Raw genomic sequence first — 5,680 nt, 5'->3', positions numbered from 1 at the left:
GGTACCCTCTCTATAAATAATTAATGAGGTTATATACTTTTTTTCTATTAATGATTTTATTACTAGGCTTACTCTTGTTTTAGATAGTCCGAAAAAATCTGCAAAATATCCGTTACTAGCAAAGCATCCTTCTTCATTATCTAAACTTTCAATTTCAGTAAAAAATACTTTTTCTTGCAGCGTTAATGTTGGACATTCCCAAATTTGTTTTGGAATCCATACGCCTTTAAAATTTCTATCATTCATTTTTACACCGCCATTTTTTTGTATTTCGTACTTTCTTAGTATTGTGTATTAACGTTGTCTCCCTGGTCCTTTTGGAGCAGGTGCATCTGATGGTTTAACTGTTTGCATTCCAGTATGTTTAATTCTATAGTTATTGAAATCTGTCTCGTTAATTTCTATATCAGCTGTGCATCCTGTAGTTGTAGCCATTATTACTTCACACCCAAATAAACTTCTAAGCACACTATCAAGTTCGTCTATAACTATTCTTTCATCTTTGCATCTGCCTGCATTTCTTGGATTAAAATAGTTTTTAGCACTCATTACATGTACAGGATAATTCATTTCTCGTGCTTGTCTTTCTGCAAAATGTACCATGTCCTGATTAGGTACTATCAATAAGCTATGTGTTGAAGCTGCTAGTTTAATAGCTTCTGTTGTTTTTCCGGATTTTCTACTATTTGCATATATAATCATAATTTTCACTCCTTAAATTTTGTTATATTTTTTTTGATACTATTGATACCCCGGCACGCTCTATGCCACTTTTAAAATATATATGTGTAAGCCCTAATTCATTATCTGCTCCTACTTCAAGTCCATTTTCATGTGCAGATTTTATTAATTCTTTCATTTTGACTTTATAATAAACCGGATCATCTTTTCTTAACATTTATTACCTCCACGTCATGCTTTTTTTATATTGTGTAATTAATTTTTAAGTTTTGATGTATAATTCAACTCATATTCGATTTCTACAATAAACTCTGTATCACATACATAACAAGTGATTTCTTCTTCTCCAGGTTCATACATATCCTCATTTGAACAGTTTGAAGCACATATTGGACAAATTATTTCACTCGTATTACAGCAATCATATTTAGAATGATTATTCTTTTTCGATACTCTCAATGCTTCCTCTTTTTCTTTTTCATGTTCTCTTCTGCTACAAGGTTTGCATTGAAAACCATCTGGATGGCCCCAAGGTATTTCAGTAAGTTCCTTTCTATGAGTTCCACAAGTAATACAGCGGTCATGATCCTCGCAAGTAATATAAGAATATTTCTCGTTGTTCTTTAAACATTTACTACATCCACAAACCCAATACCAACCATCTTCAAACCTTTTAGCATACAATCCTCGTGTGGGTGGTTCCAGTCTAATTTCAGGCAACTCATTTTTATAAAAATTGTCATTCCAAATATTTGTGTTACCAGAACGTAGTCGATGTTCCCACTCTTTTGGTATTTCAGGAATAAATATTTTTGTATCTTTCAATTCCATTAAAACTCCTCCTTAATTTTTGTTGTGTGTTTTTTATCTTGCATGTTTGGTGCTATCTACACATGTATTACACCAGTAAGCAGAAACTATTTTTCTTGAATCATTTGTAACTTCCGTATCTGTAGTAACCCCATATTTGACCAAACTATTTTTTATAATAGTGCATCCACATGAAAAACATTTATGATCGTTTCTAGTAACTACTTCTTTATATTTTGTAAATATAATTCTCACCTCTTTTTATATTGTGTATTAACAATATCTATCAATTTCTATAATTTTAATTTCATTTTTGTCCATATTTTTATAATTAGGACTAATTACTGGTGGATAATGTTTGCATTCCTCTGCATCCCAGTACATAATTTCTTCATCGTCTCTGTATTCACTTAATATTTCTTTTAACTCTTTAACTGTCATTTTTTATCCCCTTTCAAGATCATCATTCAATTTTTCCCACTCTTCAGCATCTACATCATCACTTAGATCTATTTTTAATTTCCATGCTTGTCTGAATAATTTTCTTCTTTTGTAAAATGAATCGTTCTTATCAAGTAGAAAGAGTTTAATATTTTCTTTAGCTGCCCAGCACATAGCCTTTTGTTCTTTATTCATCTATCTCATCCATATCTTCAATTTCTATTTCTGAATCACCACTACCATCTCTAGTTATTGAAATAATATTACAATTTTGTTCTGTAAGTAAGCACCCAACATCACTTAAATTTCTACCTTTTTCAGAATTATCAAGAACATTTTCTATATCACAATCATCTGGAACCTCTATCACCATTTCATGTACAAATTTTACTTTTTCAGTTACATATATTTTATATTTCATTGCTATACCCTCCCTATTGTTACTTCACGCTTTTTATCAAGTGTGCAATTAGATAACCTTTTATTTTCTGCTTTTAATTCTTCATATACCATTTTCCAAACTAAATCATTACACTCATAAGCTTTAAGTTTTTCATGCATTCTTTTTTCGTTATCATTCATATTTTCATTTGTTTCTTCAAGTTCTAAAATTTTATTTTTAAGAGCGTTGTATTTTAATGCTTTATTGAAATTCGTTATTGCTTGCTCCTTATCTTCTTGTATATCCATTACAATATCTAATAAGCTTTCAAATTCGCCTTTAATTGCTACTAAAGTATTCAAACTTGTACTTAAATCTTCGTTTGTAGTTAATACTGCTATGGTGCTAGTGTAGCTATTAATAACACCTGTTAAATAACTTAATATTTCTTTTTTCATTTCCATACCTCCAAATTTTATGTTATAATATTTTAAATACATTTCTATGGCCTGAACCTTCTCGAAAAAGGTTTAGGCTTATTTTTTATCTAATATTTTATCTGCTATTACTGTAGTTCCACACATTAAAAATATAAAAGTTGCTGGTAATATTAATATATAAAACATTTAATTCACCTCTTCACCTTTCTTGTTAGTCCTAAGGTTTTAACCCATATATAAATAGTGCTGGCAGATACAAAATTCTTAGCACCTAGATTTTTATAGTTCATTCCATTAAAAAATCTTTTTTAAATTCTTCTGTGTTCGGAATCTCTAACATAATTTTTTATTCTCCTTTATAATTTGTCTTGCAACACGTTTTAAAATGATTTTAAATTCGCATACGTTACATAACCAATTTTTATTAATTCTTTTGATTTTTCTGGCTTCTTTTAAATTTCTTACTTTCAATATTTTGCTTGTCCCACATTTACATTTTATTTTTACTATCATGTCAAATCACTGAAAGGTAATTCAGTTTGTACCATTTCTACATTTCTAAATATCCAGTTTAAAGCAATTACTTCTAGCTCTTTAAAATCTAATTCCAAACCTTCATTATCTTCATATATACATTCTAAAAATTCATCATTTTCATTGTTTATAGTGTAAATATTGATTTGTGGACTAAATTCTTCTTTTGAAAACTTAAACCCACCTATTATTACTATAATTGCCTTGCTATTTGATATTGTTAAATCTGTATCTGTTGTGGTTATTTTTTTAATCATTAAATATTCCTCCTATAAATTTATTTTAAATTGACTATTTGCACCTAAAATCATTAATTCTAAATCTCTATTAGGTCTCCAGGCTTTTATTATTGCTCTAGCATTTTCATATTCTTTAGCAGCCGTATTTCTATAAGAGTTAACCTGCATAATCCTTTTAAATGATTTCCATAATTCACTAAATGCTTTTTTACTACATTCTTTATATGCTGGAGCATCTTTACCACCTAATGCTTCTATGATTTTTTTATTTGCAGCAGTTCTAAGTTCTTCCTGTTGCGAATAATCTATTGTCATACTTCCTTCTAAAGTAATTAATCTAATATCTAGTTCTTCTGTTCTTTGATCTATTGCAAAAATTGCTTGTAGTTCTTTGCTTAACTTAGGTTGTACACTTTTTAATGTTTGTTCCATTTCGTTGAAAGCTTTGATATACTCTAATTTCCATTCAAGAGCTTTTGAACCTGTGAATCCCATTACTAAAAGTGAAAATCCATCTTTAGTTAATAAATATTCCGGATATTTTTTTCCTCTAACTTCATAATTACTTTCAATCATTAAGTTTTTCACAGCGTAATTTTCGGCTGTCAAATTTCTAATGGTATCAAGTACACCCTTATGTTCTCTGTTAAAAGTTTCTGCTATTTGCCTGCTTGTTACTGTAAGTTGTCCGTCTTCATTTTTGATATTTATTAATTTATTCATGCTTGTCCTCCTTTTAAAATTTATTATCCTACGGAACCGCTATCATATAAATAACTGAATCCCTGGCTATCGTAATGTTTATAATGAACAGTGAATTTCCCACGTTCTCTTTTGATGCTAGTCGGTCTTAAGCTTTCCCTTGGCTCTAATCCATGGCCATTAATAAAACTACAAATTAATATTTCTGCCAATTTTTTATGCTCTGGAGATAATATTTTAAATCCTCTCATTGTTCTAAAATCATATTTTAAAACTTTCTTTACCTCTAAAGCATTTACAAATTTATAATGTCCTTTGATATCTGCTTTTATATACTTACTTTCAATTTTGTTATAATCCATTATTTTTACTTTTCTCCTTACCAATATTTTTATAACCCTCTGATGGGGAGCTTGTACACCATTGCTACTTAATTATTTTGTATTTTAAATCCCCTTATGGTAAAATCTTGTTGAGAGGGGGTGTTTTTATGTCTACCTATGATACTGCTCAAATCTGCAAAAATGGTCATGTAATTACTTCTTATGCAAATGGATATGCTTCTTCTAGAGAAAACTATTGTTCTGATTGCGGCTCGCAAACGATGATGCAGTGCCCAAAGTGTAATCAAGCTATAAAAGGTAGTGCCACTGAATATGGATACTTAGGAACTTATATTGCTCCTTCTTATTGCTATGCTTGCGGCAATCCATTTCCTTGGACTTCGGAAAAATTATCAGTTGCAAGAGAATTAATTGAATTAGATTCAAATTTATTAGATGAAGATATAACTGAACTATCTAATAATATGGAATTTTTGATATCTGAAACGCCAAGAACAAACTTAGCTGCAATGAAGTTTAAAAAGTTTCTTAGTAAAGCGGGTTCTACAACTGCATCTGCCTTAAAAGATATTTTAGTAGATATCGCTTCAGAAACTGCCAAGAAAATTATTTGGTCTTAGTTTTTTCTAAAATAGACAGTCTATGACCAGGACACTTATCAAAACCACAGTTATAAGGTTTATTTCCTTTCACCCAGCACTTTGGACAAACTTCATTTAATTTTTTACCAGTGTGTGCTGAAAAATTTCTTTTAGATTGCTCTTGAACTGATCCTTCTTGAGCAGCTTCTTTTTCGTTTAAATTATTCATTTGTTAATTCCTCCTCGTATTTTATTAAATTGCTATTAAGTATTTTTTAGTTAACACCATTTTTATAAATTGGTAGTCATTACCTAACTCAATTAGTACACCTATTTGATTTTCAAGTCTTTCGATATCTGTAATTTGACTTGCCGTGAAATAATCTCTTAAACTGTCTTTGGCACCTATACCGTATTCTTCTCTTAATTGTTTAGAGTTTTTATTGAATACTATTTTATAAACTAGGTCTGTATAATGTTTATACTTCATTGATTTATGTGGCGAATCGGGTAAACTTTGAATTGC

At 29.7% G+C, this 5,680-nt stretch carries 14 protein-coding genes and 1 pseudogene; 1 reads left to right on the top strand and 14 read right to left on the bottom strand.

Annotated elements, in window-relative coordinates; genetic code table 11:
• From JJE11_RS13600 to JJE11_RS13545, 12 genes are all read right to left on the bottom strand, one after another.
• The coding region (locus tag JJE11_RS13600; RefSeq protein ID WP_291636501.1) for a helix-turn-helix domain-containing protein at window positions 1-246 on the bottom strand (246 nt) is incomplete at its 3' end.
• 48 nt (window positions 247-294) lie between these two features.
• Complete coding sequence (locus tag JJE11_RS13595) at window positions 295-702, bottom strand: hypothetical protein (RefSeq protein WP_291636499.1); 408 nt, start codon at window positions 700-702, stop codon at window positions 295-297.
• A 22-nt stretch (window positions 703-724) separates the two neighbouring features.
• Complete coding sequence (locus JJE11_RS13590) at window positions 725-898, bottom strand: hypothetical protein (protein ID WP_291636497.1); 174 nt, start codon at window positions 896-898, stop codon at window positions 725-727.
• 38 nt (window positions 899-936) lie between these two features.
• Complete coding sequence (locus JJE11_RS13585) at window positions 937-1,512, bottom strand: hypothetical protein (protein WP_291636495.1); 576 nt, start codon at window positions 1,510-1,512, stop codon at window positions 937-939.
• Window positions 1,513-1,545: 33 nt separating this feature from the next.
• On the bottom strand, window positions 1,546-1,746 hold the full coding sequence (locus tag JJE11_RS13580) for a hypothetical protein (protein ID WP_291636493.1): 201 nt from the start codon (window positions 1,744-1,746) through the stop codon (window positions 1,546-1,548).
• An 18-nt stretch (window positions 1,747-1,764) separates the two neighbouring features.
• Window positions 1,765-1,932 carry a hypothetical protein gene (locus tag JJE11_RS13575; protein ID WP_291636491.1) on the bottom strand — a complete coding sequence of 56 codons (168 nt, stop codon included), beginning with the start codon at window positions 1,930-1,932 and terminating at the stop codon, window positions 1,765-1,767.
• A gap of 3 nt (window positions 1,933-1,935) precedes the next feature.
• Window positions 1,936-2,127, bottom strand: coding sequence for a hypothetical protein (locus JJE11_RS13570; protein WP_291636489.1), 192 nt, complete (start codon window positions 2,125-2,127; stop codon window positions 1,936-1,938).
• Entirely contained in the window at window positions 2,120-2,353 is a 234-nt protein-coding gene (locus JJE11_RS13565) for a hypothetical protein (protein ID WP_291636487.1), read from the bottom strand. Before JJE11_RS13565 ends, JJE11_RS13570 begins: the two co-directional genes overlap by 8 nt.
• A gap of 2 nt (window positions 2,354-2,355) precedes the next feature.
• Entirely contained in the window at window positions 2,356-2,772 is a 417-nt protein-coding gene (locus JJE11_RS13560; protein ID WP_291636485.1) for a hypothetical protein, read from the bottom strand.
• A 491-nt stretch (window positions 2,773-3,263) separates the two neighbouring features.
• Window positions 3,264-3,545 carry a ubiquitin gene (locus tag JJE11_RS13555; RefSeq protein ID WP_291636484.1) on the bottom strand — a complete coding sequence of 94 codons (282 nt, stop codon included), beginning with the start codon at window positions 3,543-3,545 and terminating at the stop codon, window positions 3,264-3,266.
• A gap of 12 nt (window positions 3,546-3,557) precedes the next feature.
• A complete protein-coding gene (locus tag JJE11_RS13550) occupies window positions 3,558-4,250 on the bottom strand; it encodes a Rha family transcriptional regulator (RefSeq protein WP_291636481.1) in 693 nt (230 codons plus the stop codon).
• A 23-nt stretch (window positions 4,251-4,273) separates the two neighbouring features.
• Window positions 4,274-4,591 carry a hypothetical protein gene (locus JJE11_RS13545; RefSeq protein WP_291636479.1) on the bottom strand — a complete coding sequence of 106 codons (318 nt, stop codon included), beginning with the start codon at window positions 4,589-4,591 and terminating at the stop codon, window positions 4,274-4,276.
• Window positions 4,592-4,719: 128 nt separating this feature from the next.
• On the opposite strand from JJE11_RS13545, the gene JJE11_RS13540 reads away from it, so the two are divergent.
• Window positions 4,720-5,193 carry a DUF2321 domain-containing protein gene (locus JJE11_RS13540; protein WP_291636477.1) on the top strand — a complete coding sequence of 158 codons (474 nt, stop codon included), beginning with the start codon at window positions 4,720-4,722 and terminating at the stop codon, window positions 5,191-5,193.
• Here JJE11_RS13540 and JJE11_RS13535 read toward each other — a convergent pair.
• Both JJE11_RS13535 and JJE11_RS13530 read right to left on the bottom strand, forming a co-directional pair.
• Window positions 5,180-5,383: a hypothetical protein gene (locus JJE11_RS13535; RefSeq protein WP_291636475.1), complete on the bottom strand. Its 204-nt coding sequence runs from the start codon at window positions 5,381-5,383 to the stop codon at window positions 5,180-5,182. The genes JJE11_RS13540 and JJE11_RS13535 overlap by 14 nt on opposite strands.
• 24 nt (window positions 5,384-5,407) lie before the next feature.
• Window positions 5,408-5,680: pseudogene (locus tag JJE11_RS13530) on the bottom strand (Rha family transcriptional regulator); the annotation flags it as partial.

The organism is Clostridium sp., assembly GCF_016650095.1.
Classification (GTDB): Bacteria; Bacillota; Clostridia; order Clostridiales; family Clostridiaceae; genus Clostridium_AD.
The sequence above is the reverse complement of the archived record's forward strand: the minus strand, read 5'-3'. Positions and strand labels throughout refer to the sequence as shown.

Excerpts from the sequence above, each read along its gene's own strand:
- JJE11_RS13595 (WP_291636499.1), bottom strand. The coding sequence starts at position 702 with ATGATTATATATGCAAATAGTAGAAAATCCGGAAAAACAACAGAAGCT.
- JJE11_RS13590 (WP_291636497.1), bottom strand. The coding sequence starts at position 898 with ATGTTAAGAAAAGATGATCCGGTTTATTATAAAGTCAAAATGAAAGAA.
- JJE11_RS13585 (WP_291636495.1), bottom strand. The coding sequence starts at position 1,512 with ATGGAATTGAAAGATACAAAAATATTTATTCCTGAAATACCAAAAGAG.
- JJE11_RS13575 (WP_291636491.1), bottom strand. The coding sequence starts at position 1,932 with ATGACAGTTAAAGAGTTAAAAGAAATATTAAGTGAATACAGAGACGAT.
- JJE11_RS13570 (WP_291636489.1), bottom strand. The coding sequence starts at position 2,127 with ATGAATAAAGAACAAAAGGCTATGTGCTGGGCAGCTAAAGAAAATATT.
- JJE11_RS13565 (WP_291636487.1), bottom strand. The coding sequence starts at position 2,353 with ATGAAATATAAAATATATGTAACTGAAAAAGTAAAATTTGTACATGAA.
- JJE11_RS13560 (WP_291636485.1), bottom strand. The coding sequence starts at position 2,772 with ATGAAAAAAGAAATATTAAGTTATTTAACAGGTGTTATTAATAGCTAC.
- JJE11_RS13555 (WP_291636484.1), bottom strand. The coding sequence starts at position 3,545 with ATGATTAAAAAAATAACCACAACAGATACAGATTTAACAATATCAAAT.
- JJE11_RS13550 (WP_291636481.1), bottom strand. The coding sequence starts at position 4,250 with ATGAATAAATTAATAAATATCAAAAATGAAGACGGACAACTTACAGTA.
- JJE11_RS13545 (WP_291636479.1), bottom strand. The coding sequence starts at position 4,591 with ATGGATTATAACAAAATTGAAAGTAAGTATATAAAAGCAGATATCAAA.
- JJE11_RS13540 (WP_291636477.1), top strand. The coding sequence starts at position 4,720 with ATGTCTACCTATGATACTGCTCAAATCTGCAAAAATGGTCATGTAATT.
- JJE11_RS13535 (WP_291636475.1), bottom strand. The coding sequence starts at position 5,383 with ATGAATAATTTAAACGAAAAAGAAGCTGCTCAAGAAGGATCAGTTCAA.